At 68.0% G+C, this 16,242-nt stretch carries 16 protein-coding genes; 6 read left to right on the top strand and 10 right to left on the bottom strand.

What is annotated here, in order from left to right; translation table 11 throughout:
• Positions 1 to 10: 10 nt before the first annotated feature.
• The 4 genes from ACWKSV_RS17425 to ACWKSV_RS17410 all read left to right on the top strand — a co-directional run bounded on the left by ACWKSV_RS17425 (position 11) and on the right by ACWKSV_RS17410 (position 5,140).
• Complete coding sequence (locus tag ACWKSV_RS17425; protein WP_237243537.1) at positions 11 to 1,264, top strand: TolC family protein; 1,254 nt, start codon at positions 11 to 13, stop codon at positions 1,262 to 1,264.
• Positions 1,261 to 3,423, top strand: a complete 2,163-nt coding sequence (locus ACWKSV_RS17420; RefSeq protein WP_076715218.1) for a type I secretion system permease/ATPase — start codon at positions 1,261 to 1,263, stop codon at positions 3,421 to 3,423. Before ACWKSV_RS17425 ends, ACWKSV_RS17420 begins: the two co-directional genes overlap by 4 nt.
• Entirely contained in the window at positions 3,420 to 4,607 is a 1,188-nt protein-coding gene (locus ACWKSV_RS17415; protein WP_076715216.1) for a beta-barrel domain-containing protein, read from the top strand. Before ACWKSV_RS17420 ends, ACWKSV_RS17415 begins: the two co-directional genes overlap by 4 nt.
• Before the next feature lie 140 nt (positions 4,608 to 4,747).
• Positions 4,748 to 5,140 (top strand): helix-turn-helix domain-containing protein, encoded by a 393-nt coding sequence (locus ACWKSV_RS17410; RefSeq protein WP_083706560.1) that lies wholly within the window; start codon positions 4,748 to 4,750, stop codon positions 5,138 to 5,140.
• 6 nt (positions 5,141 to 5,146) lie between these two features.
• Here ACWKSV_RS17410 and ACWKSV_RS17405 read toward each other — a convergent pair whose 3' ends face one another.
• Positions 5,147 to 5,998 (bottom strand): IclR family transcriptional regulator, encoded by an 852-nt coding sequence (locus ACWKSV_RS17405; RefSeq protein WP_335695364.1) that lies wholly within the window; start codon positions 5,996 to 5,998, stop codon positions 5,147 to 5,149.
• A 64-nt stretch (positions 5,999 to 6,062) separates the two neighbouring features.
• Positions 6,063 to 7,079, bottom strand: coding sequence for a zinc-binding alcohol dehydrogenase family protein (locus ACWKSV_RS17400; RefSeq protein WP_076715211.1), 1,017 nt, complete (start codon positions 7,077 to 7,079; stop codon positions 6,063 to 6,065).
• 140 nt (positions 7,080 to 7,219) lie between these two features.
• Here ACWKSV_RS17400 and ACWKSV_RS17395 point away from each other — a divergent pair, with 140 nt between their 5' ends.
• Both ACWKSV_RS17395 and ACWKSV_RS17390 read left to right on the top strand, forming a co-directional pair.
• Positions 7,220 to 7,558 carry an L-rhamnose mutarotase gene (locus tag ACWKSV_RS17395; protein WP_076715209.1) on the top strand — a complete coding sequence of 113 codons (339 nt, stop codon included), beginning with the start codon at positions 7,220 to 7,222 and terminating at the stop codon, positions 7,556 to 7,558.
• Positions 7,555 to 8,679, top strand: coding sequence for a mannitol dehydrogenase family protein (locus ACWKSV_RS17390; RefSeq protein WP_076715208.1), 1,125 nt, complete (start codon positions 7,555 to 7,557; stop codon positions 8,677 to 8,679). Before ACWKSV_RS17395 ends, ACWKSV_RS17390 begins: the two co-directional genes overlap by 4 nt.
• Before the next feature lie 180 nt (positions 8,680 to 8,859).
• On the opposite strand, the gene ACWKSV_RS17385 is transcribed toward ACWKSV_RS17390, so the two are convergent.
• From ACWKSV_RS17385 to epsC, 8 genes are all read right to left on the bottom strand, one after another.
• Positions 8,860 to 10,095: a UxaA family hydrolase gene (locus tag ACWKSV_RS17385; protein WP_237243536.1), complete on the bottom strand. Its 1,236-nt coding sequence runs from the start codon at positions 10,093 to 10,095 to the stop codon at positions 8,860 to 8,862.
• Positions 10,092 to 10,391, bottom strand: coding sequence for a UxaA family hydrolase (locus ACWKSV_RS17380; RefSeq protein WP_056430029.1), 300 nt, complete (start codon positions 10,389 to 10,391; stop codon positions 10,092 to 10,094). Before ACWKSV_RS17380 ends, ACWKSV_RS17385 begins: the two co-directional genes overlap by 4 nt.
• Complete coding sequence (locus tag ACWKSV_RS17375) at positions 10,388 to 11,416, bottom strand: aldo/keto reductase (protein ID WP_076715206.1); 1,029 nt, start codon at positions 11,414 to 11,416, stop codon at positions 10,388 to 10,390. The genes ACWKSV_RS17380 and ACWKSV_RS17375 overlap by 4 nt, the downstream gene beginning before the upstream one ends.
• Complete coding sequence (locus tag ACWKSV_RS17370; protein WP_076717953.1) at positions 11,413 to 12,300, bottom strand: amidohydrolase family protein; 888 nt, start codon at positions 12,298 to 12,300, stop codon at positions 11,413 to 11,415. The genes ACWKSV_RS17375 and ACWKSV_RS17370 overlap by 4 nt, the downstream gene beginning before the upstream one ends.
• Positions 12,297 to 13,028, bottom strand: coding sequence for an SDR family oxidoreductase (locus tag ACWKSV_RS17365; protein WP_056430035.1), 732 nt, complete (start codon positions 13,026 to 13,028; stop codon positions 12,297 to 12,299). The genes ACWKSV_RS17370 and ACWKSV_RS17365 overlap by 4 nt, the downstream gene beginning before the upstream one ends.
• Positions 13,025 to 14,338, bottom strand: coding sequence for an L-fucose:H+ symporter permease (gene fucP / locus ACWKSV_RS17360; protein ID WP_443026383.1), 1,314 nt, complete (start codon positions 14,336 to 14,338; stop codon positions 13,025 to 13,027). The genes ACWKSV_RS17365 and fucP overlap by 4 nt, the downstream gene beginning before the upstream one ends.
• 182 nt (positions 14,339 to 14,520) lie before the next feature.
• Positions 14,521 to 15,261, bottom strand: a complete 741-nt coding sequence (locus ACWKSV_RS17355) for a gamma-glutamyl-gamma-aminobutyrate hydrolase family protein (protein ID WP_172839626.1) — start codon at positions 15,259 to 15,261, stop codon at positions 14,521 to 14,523.
• Positions 15,258 to 16,214, bottom strand: coding sequence for a serine O-acetyltransferase EpsC (gene epsC, locus ACWKSV_RS17350; protein WP_156884354.1), 957 nt, complete (start codon positions 16,212 to 16,214; stop codon positions 15,258 to 15,260). The genes ACWKSV_RS17355 and epsC overlap by 4 nt, the downstream gene beginning before the upstream one ends.
• Between the last annotated feature and the right edge of the window lie 28 nt (positions 16,215 to 16,242).

Below are 16,242 nucleotides of genomic sequence, written 5' to 3'. Positions count from 1 at the left end.
GATGATCGCCATGAGCGCCATCACGGCAACGGCAGCGGCGGAACCCGCCGTCGTGACGATGGAAAGTGCGATGCACGAGGTCCTGGCCTGGCACCCTTCGGTCGACCAGGCGACGGCGACCATCGAAGCGCGGGCCGAGGATATCGAGGTTGCGCGGGCGGGCTATCTGCCCCGGATCAGCGCGGGTGTCGGCAGCGGCTATGACAACCGGCTGGGCAGTGCCTGGCGGCCCCGTCCGCAAGTCTCCGCCTCGCAGATGATCTATGATTTCGGCAAGGTCGCGGGCGCGGTCGAGTCCGCGCGCGCGGGCACCCGGATCGGCCGGGCGGACCTGTTGCTGGCGGTCGACGGGCTGATCCGCGACACCGGGTTCGCGCTGGTCGAGGTGCAGCGCAACGCCGCGCTGCGCGGGATCGCGATGGAACAGCTGGGCCGCATTCGCGAGATCAGCGCGCTGGTCGACAAAAGGTTCGGCAAGGGCGCAACGACCCGTTCCGACGCGCTTCAGGCCCAGTCGCGCGTCGCCGCTGCCGAGGCCACGCTGACCCGGATCGAGGCGGAGCAACGGCGCTGGACCACCAGCCTGGCCTTTCTGCTCGGCCGCGAAACGTCGCCTGCGGTCGATCCGGCGGTGCCCGACTGGCTGATGGCCAGTTGCACCCGCGCCGCCACCGTCGAATGGGCCGATATCCCCGCGATCATGCGCGCACGGGCGCAATATGAACAGGCCAGCGCGGAGAGCCGCCGTGTCCATGCCGCCCGCCTGCCCACCATCGCGCTGGCGGGCGATGCGGCGACCGATGTCGCCTCCCCCTTTTCCGACCGCAGCCTTTACAATTTCGGGCTGAACGTCAGCAGCGACGTGTTCGGCGGCAATGCCGTGCGCGCCCGCGCGCGCAGCGCCGATTACGGCGTCCGCGCCGCCCAGGCCGCCGAACAGGCCGCACGCAACGAGGTGGGCCAGGCGCTGGCCGCCACGCAACAGCAGATCGCCGGACTGTCGCAGCTGCTCGGCACGCTGGCCGAGCGACAGGACAATATGGTCGAGACCGGCAAGCTCTATCGCCTGCAATATCTCGACATGGGCACCCGCACGCTGGTCGACCTGCTCAACGCCGAACAGGAGTTGCAGCAGGCGCGCTTCGATGCGGTGAACACCACCCACGACCTGCGGCGGCTGGCGATCGAATGCCTTTATTATTCGGGCCGGGCGCGTGACGATTTCGGGCTGACCGGCACCTCGATCCGGGGCGTGACGCTGTGAGCGGCCCAACCCAGACCCAGCCCCAGACCGATCCGCTCGCCTGGATCGACATGATGGGCCAGGTCGCACGTCATTACCGCATGCCCTTTGCCGAGCAGCGCGCGCGGCTGACGACGCTGTGGCAGGGCGGCGGCGATGAAGAGGCGCGGGTCCGTGCATTGGCGCGGGCAAGCGGCCTGTCGGTCCGCTTCGTGGTGCCGGGCGCGATGCGGCTGACCAGCTGGCGGCTGCCGGTCATCGCATGGCTGAATGACGGCGAGTTGGCGCTGATCACCGGCATCGACGCCGATGGCCAGGCGGTCTTCTCGGTCGCGGGCGAGGAAGGGCAGAGCGCGCGGCGCCCGCTGTCCACCCTGGTCGAACAGACGCGAATGTTCGTCGTCCCCCGCCCTGCCCGCTCGGCCAAGGATGTTCGGGTGGACAGCTATATCCGCCCCTTCGAGGAGCATTGGCTTCGCCGCCTGCTGCTTCAGGACATGAAGGGCTATGGCCATGTCGCCATCGCCTCGGTCGTGACCAACTGTCTGGGGCTGGCGGGGGTACTCTTCTCGATGCAGGTCTATGACCGCGTCGTCCCTGCCCAGTCGATGCCGACGCTCTACATCCTGTTCATCGGCGTCATTCTGGCGACGGGGTTCGACTTCGTGCTGCGGCGGCTGCGCGTCGGGATCACCGACATATTGGGCAAGCGCGCCGACCTGCGTCTGTCGGACGTGGTGTTCGGCCATGCCCTGCGCGTGCGCAACCGGGCGCGGCCGACCTCGACGGGCACCTTCATCGCGCAGCTTCGCGATCTGGATCAGGTGCGCGACATGCTCACCTCCACGACCGTCGCGGCGGTGGCGGACCTGCCCTTCTTCTTCCTGTTCCTGGTCATCCTCGCCTTTATCGGTGGCTCCCTGGCGCTGGTGCCGGTGGTGGCGCTGATCGCGCTCCTGCTGCCCAGCCTGCTCGCCCAGCGCCGCCTGCGCGCCTATGCGACCGAGTCGATGCGCGAGACCTCGCTGCGCAACGCCCTGCTGATCGAATCGGTGCAGGGGATCGAGGACATCAAGACCCTTCAGGCCGAGGAGCGTTTCCAGCGCCAGTGGAACCACTGCAATGCGGTGGCGGGCGAGGCGCAGCTGCGGCTTCGCGGCCTGACCGCCAGCCTGTCGACCTGGGCGCAGAGCGTGCAGAATGCGGTCTACGCCACCGTCATCTTCGTCGGCGCGCCGATGGTGATCGCGGGCGACATCACGACCGGCGCACTGGTCGCCACCTCGATGCTGGCCAGCCGGATGATGGCGCCGATGGGACAGGTGTCGCATCTGCTCGGCCGCTATCAACATGCCAAGGTCGCGGCGAACAGCCTGGACCAGATCATGGGCCTGCCGGTCGACAATCCGGATGCCGAGCATCGCATTCCCCTGCCCTCGGTCGACGGACGCTTTTCCTTGCGTGGCGCGGTGTTCACCTATGCCGACCCCAATGCCCCGCCAGCGCTGACCGTGCCCAAGCTGGAGATCGCGAGCGGCGAGAAGATCGCGCTGCTCGGCCGCAACGGCGCAGGCAAGTCGACGCTGTTGCAGGGGCTGTCGGGCATGTTGCAGCCGGTGTCGGGCGAGATATTGCTCGACGACCTGGCGCTGCACCAGATCGACCCCGCCGATGTCCGTCGCGACGTCGCGCTGCTGACCCAAAATAGCCGCTTGTTCCACGGCACGCTGCGCGAGAACCTGACCATGGGCGCGGTGACGGCGAGCAACGAGACGATCCTCGCCGCGCTCGACATGGTGGGGGCGATCGACTTCATCCGCCGCCTGCGTGACGGGCTGGAGCATGTCGTCCTGGAGGGCGGACTGGGCCTGTCGGGCGGCCAGCAACAGGCGCTGCTGCTCGCGCGGCTGCTGATCCGCCAGCCGCAGGTCATGCTGCTCGACGAACCCACCGCCGCGATGGACGAGGCCGCCGAACGCCTGTTTATCGACCGCTTCCGCAGCTGGGGCCAGGGCCGCACCGTTGTCGTCGCGACGCACCGGATGCGCGCGCTCGAACTGGTCGACCGGATCATCGTCATCGATCAGGGCCAGATCCTGCTCGACCAGCCCAAGGCCGCCGCGCTCGCGACGATGCAGGGTGCGGCCCGGAGTCAGACTGGCCGGAGTCAGGCGGCATGACCGCGCTCACCCATCCCGCCGACCTGCCCTTCGCCGATGAGGGCGCAGCACCTTTGCTGGCGGCCAAGCGGATGAACTGGGCGCTCGCCGCATTGTTCGTCGTCCTGCTGGTCTGGGCCTGGTTCGCCAAGCTCGATGAGGTGGCGACCGGCACCGGCCGCGTCGTGCCGACCAGCCGCGAACAGGTGCTGCAATCGCTGGAGGGCGGCATTCTCGCCAAGATGCTCGTTCGCCAGGACGATATCGTGAAGCCCGGCCAGATCCTCGCCCAGCTCGACCCGACCCAGGCCGGATCGACCGTCGAGGAAAGCGCCGCCAAATATCGCGCCGCGCTGGCCGCCCAGGCGCGGTTGCAGGCCGAGGTGAACGGCACCCCCCCGACCTTCTCGCGCGAGCTGGACGCCTTCCCCGCGCTCAAGGCCGAGCAGCAGCGGCTCTACGACGCGCGCCGCCGCAGCCTTGCCAGCTCCATCGGACTGATCGACGAGTCGCTCGCGCTGATCGGGCGCGAGGTCGGCATCGGCGAGTCGCTGATCGAGGTCGGTGCCGCCAGCAATGTCGAGGTGCTGCGCCTGAAGCGCCAGCGCGCCGACCTGGACCTGAAGAAGTCCGACCTGCGCTCGCAATATATCGTCGAGGCGCGGCAGGACCTGGCCAAGGTCAGCGAGGAGGTGGAGGCGCTCGCCCCGGTCGTGCGCGGCCGCTCCGACACGCTGCAACGCCTGACCCTGCGCTCGCCGGTGCGCGGCGTGGTCAAGAATATCGAGGTGTCGACCATCGGCGGCGTCGTGCCCCCGAACGGCAAGATCATGGAGATCGTGCCGCTCGACGAACGGCTGCTGGTCGAGGCGCGCATCCAGCCGCGCGACATCGCCTTCATCCGCCCCGGCCAGCGTGCCAGCGTCAAGATCACCGCCTATGACTATGCGATCTATGGCGGGCTGGAGGGCAAGGTCAGCAGCATCTCGCCCGACACGATCCGCGACGAGGTGAACCCGGACGTCTATTATTACCGCGTCTTCGTGCGCACGACCGCGGACTCGCTGGTCAACAAGGCGGGCAAGCGCTTTCCGATCGTGCCCGGCATGATCGCCACCGCCGACATCCACACCGGCAGCAAGACCGTGCTGCAATATCTCCTCAAGCCGCTCAACCGCGCCCGCGAAGGATTGCGCGAACGATGACCGGCCAGCCCCGCTCCTCCCATCCGCCGCCATGCCATGGACATGACCGTCCATTGCCCTCAGCCAAGGATCAGCTCATGCCCAAGGACCTTGCCGCTTTTTATCATCCCCCGGCCCATCGCGGAATCCGGCCGCCCGCAATGCGGGAGGTCACCGCCCCCAGCCTGCTCGATCTGGCCCGGCAGACCCAGTTGATGCGCGCCTCGACCGCGCAGTTCTTTCCGCGCGACGTGTTCCGCGACTCCGCCTGGGACATGATGCTGGAGCTGTTCATCGCCGATCAGCAGAACCGGCCGATCTGCGTCAAGGAACTGATCCTGGTCTCGGGCGAAAGCGCCACCAGCGCGCTGCGCCGGATCGATCGGCTGGAGGGGGCGGAACTGCTGCGGCGCCGCACCGACCCGGCGGATCACCGGCGGCTGGCCGTCACCCTGACCGATCGGGGCATCAACGCGATGACGGCGATGTTGCAGCACCTGTATCTGACGATGGGCAACGGGACGAACCGGGGCACGGAAACACGCCCCAACTGACCGGCCCTATCCGTGCGATGCGGGCAGCCCGTTGCCCGCATCGTCCCCACGATAGCCGAGCGCCTGCGAGATGCGGGCGGTGGTTTCGACCAGGATCTGCGTCGCCTCCGGGATGGAGCATTGCTGCGATCCGTCGATCGTCTCCAGAAAGGGGATGGTCAGCGCCGCCATGCAGTCGCCGCCAAAACCGAAGACCGGGGCGCTGATGTCCGTCACGCCGCGCGTGATCGGGCTTTCGCGCAGGCCATGCCCCTGAACGCGCACCCGCTCCAGCTCCTCGGCCAAGGGCGCGCGGTCGATGACACGGCCCTGCGCCGCCTCCGCACGGTCCAGGATGCGGCCCAGTTGCGCCGGCGCGGCAAAGGCGAGCAGCACCTTGCCCGAACAGCTGGCCACGATATCGATCGATGCGCCCATGCGCAGCGCGAAGCCGCGCGTGCCGGGATTTTCCTCGCGCGCGATGACCAGCCCCGCCCCGCCCTCGATCACCACCAGATGACAGGACTGGCCGACACGCAGCGCCAGCGACTGCATCTCGGGCAGTGCGGCGGCGGTCAGTTGCCGGGCAGGCGTGGCGCGGTACGCGATGTCGAGGAATTTGTAGGTGACGCGGTAACGATCGTCGATCGGCGACTTTTCGAGGTAGCGCGCCTCCTCCATCACCACGACGATGCGGAACAGTTCGCCCAGCGAACGCCCCAGCGCCGTCGCCATCTCGCTGACCAGCATCCCGCCCGGATGGTTGGCCAGCAATTCGATAATCAGGAACGCCTTGTCCAGCGCGGGTGCGGCATAGCTTCCCTTGCGCGTCCGTCCTTCGCTGGTCCTTGCCCCGTCGCCCGTCATATCGTCCCTCACCCATCGACGATTAGGGCGATGGCCCGCCACGGGCAAGCGATGTTGCCCAAAGCTGCCGGTCCGCTCAGGCGATGGTGACGATCGCCTTCAACACCGAATCCGCCTCGTCGATCAGTTGGGGCAGGCGCATCGGCGCGTCGTCCAGCGTCAGCGTATGGGTGCGGATCGCGTCGGTCGGTACCGCGCCGCTGCGGATGCTGGCGATGACATGGTCGAAATCCACCGACAGCGCATTGCGGCTGGCGATCAGCGTCGTCTCGCGCTTGTGGAATTCGGGATCGGGGAAGACCAGATCGTCCTTGCACACGCCCACCAGCGTATAGCTGCCGCCATGCGCCACCCAGTTCAGCCCGGCGCGCATCGCGTAAATGTTGCCGGTGGCGTCGAACACATGGTCGAACATCTCGCCCGAGGTCATCTCGGCCAGCGTCGCGCCCAGCGCATCGTCGGCAACCACACCCTCCGCAAAACCCAGATGGTCGCGCGCATAGGCCAGGCGCGGCGCGCGCGTGTCGGCCAAGACGATCCTGCCCGCGCCCGCGATCCGCGCGAACAAGGCCGCCGCCACGCCGATCGGCCCCGCCCCGATCACCGCAACGCTCTCCCCTTCGGTAACGCCGGCTCGGCGTACCGCATGGGCGCCGATCGCCAGAAACTCGACCATCGCCGCCTGGTCGAGCGACAGGCCGACCGCATCGATCACCGCGCTTTCGGGCACCGCCAACAGCTCGCACATGCCGCCATCGCCGTGCACGCCCAGCACGCTGATCCGGGCGCAGCAATTGGGCTTGCCCCGGCGACAGGCGCGGCAGGTGCCGCACGCGATATAGGGGTTCACGGTCACCACCTGTCCGACCGTGAAGGCCGAACCCGTTGGAACCTCGGCAATTTCCCCGGCCAGCTCATGCCCGATCAACCGGGGATATTCGAGGAACGGGTGCTTGCCGCCATAGATATGATAGTCGGTACCGCAAATTCCGGCGCGGCGCATCCTGATCAGGACCTCGCCCTCTCCCCGCACCGGCACGGGTCGATCCTCGACGCGGATGTCATGCGGCTCGACACAGACCAGTGCCTTCATTGCGATCCTCTCCAGATTCCCATATGCGATTTCACTCTCACATATGCCATTGATGGCCTGGGATGGGAACGCTAAAACACCCTCCGGCGGATGGGACGCGAAGAATGGGTCCTGCCGCCTTTTGAGAGAGGAGGCCCGACTTGGCCCGACGCCTGTGTTTCGCCCTGGATCTGGTCGCCGACGCCGATCTGATCGCCGAATATGAAAAGGCCCATGCCCCCGGCGCGGCCTGGCCCGAAGTGACCCAAGCAATCCGGGCCAAGGGATTCCTGTCGATGGAAATCTGGCGCACCGGCGACCGGCTGTTCATGATCGCGGAGGTGGCCGACGACTTTCCGCGTGCCATTCCGGCCGAGCTGGCGGCGGTCGACGCCCGGTGGGAAGCGGCGATGGACCGTTTCCAGAAGGTCCTGCCCCATGCCGCGCCGGGCGAGAAATGGGTGGGCATGGACCGCATCTTCTCGCTGGACGCGCAATGAGCGAAGCGGCGGTCATCCTGCAATTCGGCACCAGCCGCTTCCTGCAAGCCCATGTCGACCTGTTCGCCGAGGAAGCCCGCGCGGCCGGACAGGCGGTGCCGCCGATCGTCATCGTCCAGACCACCCGCGATCCCGAACGGGCGCGGCGGCTGGCCGGTTTTGCCGACCCGGCGGGCTTTCCCGTCATCCTTCGCGGCCTGCGCGACGGCGCACGCCATGAGCGGACCATCCGGGTGCGCAGCGTGCGCGAAGGACTGAGCGCGGCGGGCGACTGGGACCGGCTGGTCGAACTGGCGGTCGGGGCGGCGACGCATATCGTCTCCAACACCGGCGACAGCGGCTATGCCATACCAGACGAGGACCAGACCGCGCCCGCCCATGGTCAGGTGCCGAAAAGCTTTTGCGGGATGCTGACCGAATTGCTGCACCAGCGCTGGCAGGCTGGGGGCGCGGGTGTCACGCTGCTGCCCTGCGAACTGGTGGTGCGCAACGGCGACGTGCTTCGGGCCGCGATCCGGGGGCTTGCGCGGGATCAGGGGCGCGAGGCGGCGTTCCTCGACTGGCTGGAGCGCGAATGCGTCTGGGCCAACACCTTGGTCGACCGCATCGTCAGCGAGCCGCTCCATCCGGCGGGCGCGGTGGCCGAGCCTTATGCGCTCTGGGCGATCCAGCGCCAGCCGGGCCTGTCCCTGCCCTTCACCCATCCCGACATCGTGCTGACCGACGATCTGGACCGGTACGAGCGGTTGAAGCTGCACATCCTCAATCTCGGCCATAGCTGGCTGGCGGCGCGATGGCATGACGGCGGCGGCGCGGCGGACCTGACGGTCCGCGAGGCGCTGGCGGATGCGGACACCCGCGCGACGCTGGAGCGGGTGATGGCGCAGGAAGTGCTGCCGGGCTTTGCCGCACATGGCATGGCGGAGGAGGCGCAGGCCTATGTCGCCACGACGCTGGAACGCTTCGCCAATCCTTTCCTCGACCATCGGCTGTCGGACATCTTCCAGGGGCACGCGGCCAAGATCGACAAACGGGTCTGTGGGTTCGTCCGCTGGGTCGATGGTTCGGGCCAGACGGTCGCGATGCCGGAACTGCGTGCACTGGCGACGCACCACGCCTAACCTTCCCTACCCCGTTCAGCCTGAGCAAAGTCGAAGGCTATAGTGAGATGACGTTGCCCTGGATCAATGCGAGCCCCTCCCCTTCAGGGGAGGGGTTGGGGTGGGGCCTGTCCACCAGCGTCGCATTTGCGGCGACGCCCCCGGCCCCTCCCCTGAAGGGGAGGGGAGATTCAGTCCTCCTTACGCCGCGTTGGGCAGACAGCCCGGCCCCTTCGCCCCCGCCGCCTTGTAGGTCAGCACGAACTCCTGATGCCCCAGCGCTTCGGACTTGGTCTGGGCGCCGCCCGACACCGCGACGATCAGGTCGACGATCTCCGCCCCCACCTCGTCCAGCGTCGCGTCGCCGTACAGGATGCGCCCGGCATTCACGTCCATATCGCCCTCCATCCGGACATACATTTCCGGATTGGCCGCGACCTTGATCACCGGCGAGATGGCCGATCCGACTACCGAGCCGCGCCCGGTCACGAACAGGTTAATATGCGCCCCGCACGCGATCAGTTCGCCGATCTCGGCATTGTCGACGATGTTGGGGAAGCCGAACTTCGGGTCGCCCGCGGGCACCACGTCGAGCAGATACAACCCCGGCCCCGGCGCCTGTTCGGCGGGCAGGATGACGCCGGTGATCGGACGGCTGCCCGACTTGGCATAGGCGCCCGCCGACTTTTCCTCCTGGCTCGACAGGCCGCCCTCGGCATTGCCCGGCGCGAAGCTGCCATAGCCCATGGCGCGGTAATAACGCTCGGCCTGCGCGACCGAGGCGATCAGGTCCTGCGCGACCTCGGGCGTCGCGGCGCGCTCGGCCATATGGCCCTCGCAGCCGATCATCTCGCCGGTTTCCTCGAAGATGCAGATCGCACCCGCGTCATAAAGCGTGTCGAAGGCGCGGCCGACCGCCGGGTTGCCGGTGATGCCGCTGGTCCCGTCCGACCCGCCGCAGATGGTGCCGATCACCAGCTCCGACATGGTCATCGGCACGCGCACTCCTTGCGCATCCGCCGCCGCGCGAACGCGCTCGACGGCGGCGATCCCCGCCTCCATCGCCCCGCGTGTGCCGCCAGACTGCTGGATCACGATCGTCTCGACCGGACGGCCCTGCTCGCGCGCGTTGGCGGCCAGCGCCTCGCGATTGAAGCTTTCGCAGCCCAGCGACAACAGGACGACGCCGCCGACATTGGGATGCGTGGTCAGCGCCTTCATCATCGCCAGCGCATAATCATTGGGATAGCAGCCGGGAAAGCCGATCAGCTGCACGCGGGGATCGTCCATCCTGTCGACGATCCGCCGCGCGACATGATGCGCGCATTCGACGAGGTAGACGACGACGATGGCGTCGCGAATGCCCTTGCGCCCGTCGGGGCGCGCCCAGGCCTGCCAGCTCCGTTCGGTCAGGCCCGTGTTCATGCCCAAGGTCATGCATGATCTCCATGCGCGTCGCGCAGATGCGCGGGAATATAGTCGCTTTGCATATTGTGCATATGGACCCAGCCTCCGGCAGGCGCGTCATGCGTCATCGATCCGATCGGCATGCCATATTTGATGACCTTGTCGCCGGTTGCCAGCGGCACGACCGCCAGCTTGTGGCCCAGCGCGACGCGTTCGGTCACGGTCAGCGCATGGCCGTCGACGAGGATCTGCTCGCCCGGCTCGACCGTGCGGCAGCAGACGGCGACATTGTCGGTCGGGGTCAGCCGGATGGCGGCGACGCTCATGCGCACTCTCCCGGCAGGGGCGCGTCGGGGCGGACCAGCCCTTGGCCACGCAGGTCCGTCCAGAAGGCGGACGGGATGGGTTCGGCGTAGAGGCGCATCGTGTCGGATACCTGTTGCGGATCGGCGATACCGGGAATGACGCTGGCGACCAGTGGATGGGCCAGCACGAAGGCAAGCGCGGCGGCGGGCAGCGAGACCTGGTGGCACGCGGCCACCGCCTCCAGCGCGCGGACCTTGGCGAGGACGGTTTCGGGCGCAGGCGCATAATTGTAACGCCCGGCCGCCGCACTGCCGGTCGCCAGGATGCCGCTATTATACGGGCCGCCGACCACGATCGACGTACCCGCCGCCTCGCACGTCGGAAACAGCGCATCGAGCGCGCCCTGTTCCAGCAGCGTGTAACGCCCGGCGAGCAGGATCACGTCGAACCGCGCCGCCTGCATCAGGTCGAGGCAGACCTCGACCTCGTTCACGCCCAGCCCGAAGCCGGAGATCGCGCCCTGATCGCGCAAGCTCTCCAGCGCACGGAAGCCCCCGCCCGTAATCAGCTGCTCGCGATACCGCGCATCCGCCTCGCCATGTGTGACCCGGCCGATGTCATGGACGAACAGCATATCGACCCGCGCCAGGCCCAGCCGTTGCAGGCTGTGCTCATGGCTGCGCAGGATGCCGTCATAGCTATAGTCGTAGCGGGCACGAAACGGCATGGCGGTGTGAAAGCCGTCACGCTCGCGGTCGTCGGTGGTGCTGGCATCCGGGTCCATCAACCGCCCGACCTTGGTCGAAACGATCACGTCGCCCCGCCCGCGCAAGCCGTCGCCCAGCCGCCGCTCGCTCAACCCCCGGCCATAATGCGGCGCGGTGTCGAAATAGCGGAAACCGGCCGACAACGCGGCGTCCAGCGTCGCGGCCGCGCTTTCATCGTCGATCGCGGCATAGAGGTTGCCCATCGCCGCCGCGCCGAAGCCCAGCTCGGGCAATAGGCAGTCGGTCCGGCCCATCTTTCGACGGGGAATGTCGGTCATAGGTTCAGGCCCAGTCGATAGATCCGGTCGGCATTGCGCCCCCACAGGTCGCGCCGCTCGTCATCGGAAAAGCCGGTCAGCAACGCCTCGTAAGCGCCGAGCGTACGGTCGAGATCGGCGGCGAGCCGGTCGGTCGGGAAGTTGGTCGCGACCATCACGCGCTGCGTGCCGAAGCGATCGATCACCTCGGCAACGATATCGGCGAAACCGGCGGGATCGAAGCGCGGCCCGACAAAACCCGCCCCGGACAGCTTGATCGCGGCATGGGGCATGGCGGCAAAGGCGATCAACCCGGCGCGCCATTCCTCCAGCCCGTCCGCCGGGATGGGCAAGGCAAGGTGGTTGAGGATGACCGGCACCTCGGGATGCTGCGCCGCCACTTCGGCCAGTCCGGACAGTTGCGCGGGAAAGCCGTGAAAATCATAGCTCAGCCCATAACGACCGAGCAGCGCATAGCCCGCCCGCCAACGTGGATCACGGGTCAGATCACGCTCATAGGCGCGGCGCGCGGGGTCGGTCGGATGCCAGTTGATGAGGTGGCGAATGCCCTTCACCCGTGGCTGCGCCGCCTGCCATGCCAGTTGCGCCTCGACCGCCGGATGGTCGAGTTCGACCCGCGCGACGATCGCGCTGGGCAGGCCGTCCTCATCCGCGACCTTGTTCAGCCAGACCGTTTCGTCCGCACCCTGATCGGGGCGCGCGCCCGCATCGACATGCACCGCGCCCGCCGGATTCCATGACGCCAGCTCCACCCGGTAATCGGCGATGCGATAGCTTGCGGCGATCGGCGCCGTCTCGGGCGCATCCAGCCATGGATAGCGCAGCACCGCGTGATCCCACAGATGGAAATGCGCGTCGACGAAAGGCGGGCGCGCGTGCGTCACGCCATCGTCCAACCGCCATCGATGGCGTGCATCTGGCCGGTGGTATAGGCGCTCTCGTCCGAGGCGAGATAGAGCGCGAGCGCGGCGACCTCCTCGGCGCGGCCCAGCCGCCCCATGGGCTGGCGCGCGACAAAGGCGGCACGGGCCGCCTCCGCATCGCCGGTCGCAGCCAGACGCTCGTCGAGGCTGGGCGACTGGACGGTGCCGGGGCAGATCGCGTTGCAGCGAATGCCCTTGCCGACATAGTCGAGCGCGACCGACCGGGTGATCCCCGCCACCGCCCCCTTGGAGGCGCAATAGGCATAGCGATTGGGCACGCCGATCAGCGCCCCCGCGACCGAGGCCATGTTGACGATCGAGCCGCCGCCTTGCGCGATCATCGCGGGCACGAACGCCTGGAGCATATGGGTGATCGCATGGACGTTCAGGTCGAAGGACAGGCGATATCCCCCGTCCTGCGTGGCCAGAAGATCGCCCGCATCGACATAGCCCGCGCAGTTGAACAGCACATCGACCGCCCCCGTCCGCTCGCCGAACGCCGCGATCGCCGCCGGGTCGGTCAGGTCCAGTATCTCGGTCGTGCAGCCCAGAAGGCTGGCCAGCGCGTCGGCGTTGCGATCGACCGCGATCACCTGCGCCCCCTCGGCGGCGAACAGCTCGGCGGCGGCGCGGCCGATGCCCTGTCCGGCGCCCGTCACGATCGCCCGCTTACCTTGCAGACGGTTCATTCCTTCATCTCCTTCCGGCGGCCCAGCATCAGGGCGAAGAGTGTCACGACCACAAAGCTGACGGTCGGGACCAGCATGGCGCTGGTAATGCCGGCATGGTCGGACACCAAGCCCATCAGCGCGGTCAGCCCCGCGCCGCCGATGATCGCCATCACGATCAGCGACGCCCCCGCCCGGCGCAGCGGCCCCAGCCCCTCGATCCCGAGCGCGAAGATCGTCGGGAACTGGATCGACATGAAGAAGCTCGCCGCGACCAGCGCGATCAGCCCCGGCCAGCCGCCCAGCACGGCCGCCACCGCCGTCAGCAGCACCGACAGCCCCGCGAACAGCGCCAGCAGCTTCACCGGAGCGGCGCGACCCATGAGCGCACTGCCCAGGAAACGCCCGGCGGCGAACAGCACCAGCGAGACGAACAGCGCATCCGCGCCACCCCGCTCGTTCAGGCCGACATTGGCCTGCGCATAACGGATGGTATAGCTCCACACGCCGACCTGCGCACCGACATAGAAGAACTGCGCGACGACCGCGCCCATCAGGCGCCGCTGACGGAACACGTCGACGAAGCGGCCGCTGCGCCCTTCCTCCGCATGCACCGGCGTACCGCTGGGGAAGCGGACCAAGGCGGCCGCCACGGCGAACAGCAGGACGACGATCGCGATCGCGACATAGGGCGGCGCGATGGCCTGCACCTCGGCCTTGTAGAAGGCGGTGCGCGCGGCGGCGTCCATCGTGGCCAGCGCCCGCTCGTCATGTTCGATGCCCGACAGGATGAAGAAGCGCCCGATCAGGATGCCGGTGATCGCGCCCAGCGGATTGGCCGCCTGCGCCCAGTTGAGCCGCCGGGTCGCCCCCGCCGGATCGCCCAGATCGCCCATCAGCGGATTGGCGGATGTTTCCAGGAAGGCGAGGCCCGCCGCGATCACGAACAGGCCGAGCAGGAACAGCTGGTACAGGCTCGCCGCCGCCGCCGGATAGAAGAGCAGCGCGCCGGTGCCGTAGAGCGTCAGCCCCAGCACGATCGCCGCCTTATAGCCATAACGGCGCATCACCATCGAGGCGGGCACCGCGAGCAGGAAATAGCCGAGATAGAAGACCTGCTGGACAAAGCTGGTCCCGAAATCGCTGAGCGTGAAGGCCTTGCGGAATTGCGCGATCAGAATGTCGTTCAGGTTGTTCGCCATCCCCCACAGGAAGAACAGGCTGACCGTGATGATGAGCGCGGGGAGATAGCCGCGCGCGACCGTATCGCCATGGCCCGCGGCGTCACCGCCCTGCCCTGTTATGGCCATGGGGGGTAGATCGACAGGCAGCGCCATCAGCCATGTCCTCGCTTATGCCGTCCCGTGCCGACTGTCGCCATCACGACTCCTTCTCCATGAAAGTCTTCTTTTATGAGCGCAAATGTACGGCGAGCGAAGCGCCGAAGGCAAGCGCTATCGGACGGCGCGAACCGTCCGTGCGACAATCGATGGAGGGCCGGGAAAAATGGCGGTCAGGCGTGGCCGCGCACCGACTCGCCCAGCATGGTAAAGAAGCCGCGCGCCACGCCGCAGGTCGCGATGTCCCATTCGGGATGCCACTGCACCGCCAGCACGTCCGCGCCGCAGCCGGGTGCGCGGAACGCCTCGATCAATCCGTCCTCGGCATCGCGCGCCTCGACCACCAGACCATAGCCCAGCCGGTCGACGCCCTGCTGATGCACCGAGTTGACCTCGACCCGGCGATGCCCGCTGCGCCCGGCCAGCGCGCCGCCGGGCATCAGGTCGACCGGATGATGATGGCCGAACAGCGTGTCGTAATCGCCTTCCCACGATCCGCGATGATGACGCGGCAGGCCGCCCAGGCAGGTCAGCGAGCCGCCGAACAGCACGTTGATTTCCTGCATTCCCCGGCAGATGCCGAACACCGTCTTGCCGCGCTCGATCATGCGCCCGGCCAGCGCCAGCGCGACCGAGTCCCGCTGCGGGTCGCAGGCTTGCGGCGCCAGTTCGGCGCAGTCGCCATATTGGGCAGGCGCGACATGCGAGCGCCCGCCGGTCAGCAGCAGCCCGTCGAGCATGTCCGCCATCAATGCGGTGTCGACCGCTTCGGGCACGGCGGGGACGATCAGGACGCTCGCGCCGCACAGCTGGACCAGCGGTTCGATAAATCGCGTCGCGACGGCCTGGATCGGGCGGTTCGCAACCTCGTTGCCGCACATCAGGCCGATGACCGGTTTGCGCCCCTGCTTCATGCCGTCCCCTCCAATTCCTGCCGCAGCGCCCGTGCGTCCGCGCGCGGCAGGGCCAGCGCCTCGGGCTGGACGAGCACGCTGTCCGGCTCGACATCGGTCAACAGCCAGACATTGCCCCCGATCACCGAGCGCGCCCCGATCGTCACCCGCCCCAATATCGTCGCGCCTGCGTAGATGATGACATCGTCCTCGACGATGGGATGGCGCGAGAAGCGGTCGCGCGGCGAACGCGGCGCGGTCCCCAGCGCCGAACGCGCGCCCAGCGTCACATGCTGATAGACCCGCACCCGCTCGCCAATGATCGCGGTCTCGCCGACGACGACGCCGGTGCCATGGTCGATGAAGAAATGCCGCCCGATGGTCGCGCCCGGATGAATGTCGATGCCGGTCCGCTCATTGGCGAGTTCGGAGATCATCCGTGCCACGATCGGCGCGCCCAGCTCGTTCAGCTCATGCGCGATACGGTGATGCAGGCTGGCGATGGCGCCGGGATAGCAGAGCAGGATCTCGTCGACGCTGCGCGCGGCGGGATCGGCCAGGAACGCGGCCTCGACATCGCTGTCGATCAATTCGCGCACCTGCGGCAGGGTCGCGCCGAACAGCTGCGACACCAGCGCCGCCTGTTCGGGCGGGAAGGCCGCGTCGACATCCTTCTGCCAATAGGCCAGCTCGGCCCCAATTTCGCGTTCCAGCGCGGTCAGCGCGGCGAGCAGCTTGGCCGCGACGAAGCGATCCTCCTCCTGCGCCGCCCCCCGGAAATGACCCAGGCGGCGCGGATAAAGCGCGGCGGCGACCAGCGCGACGACATCCTCGACCCCGCTGCGCGACGGAAAACGCTCGACATCGCGGCCCGCATCCTGCCGCACCCGCCAGCCATGCCGGGCGGTGCGCAAGCCCGATACGATGCCGTCAATGCCCGTCGGGGCATGACCCTGCACGGGGGTATCCGTCATCAGCCGTCCGGTCGTCATATGCGATCCT

The sequence above is a fragment of the Sphingomonas sp. SphC10 genome (genome assembly GCF_057004845.1).
Note: the sequence above shows the minus strand (reverse complement) of the source record. Positions and strands in the feature narration are given on the sequence as shown.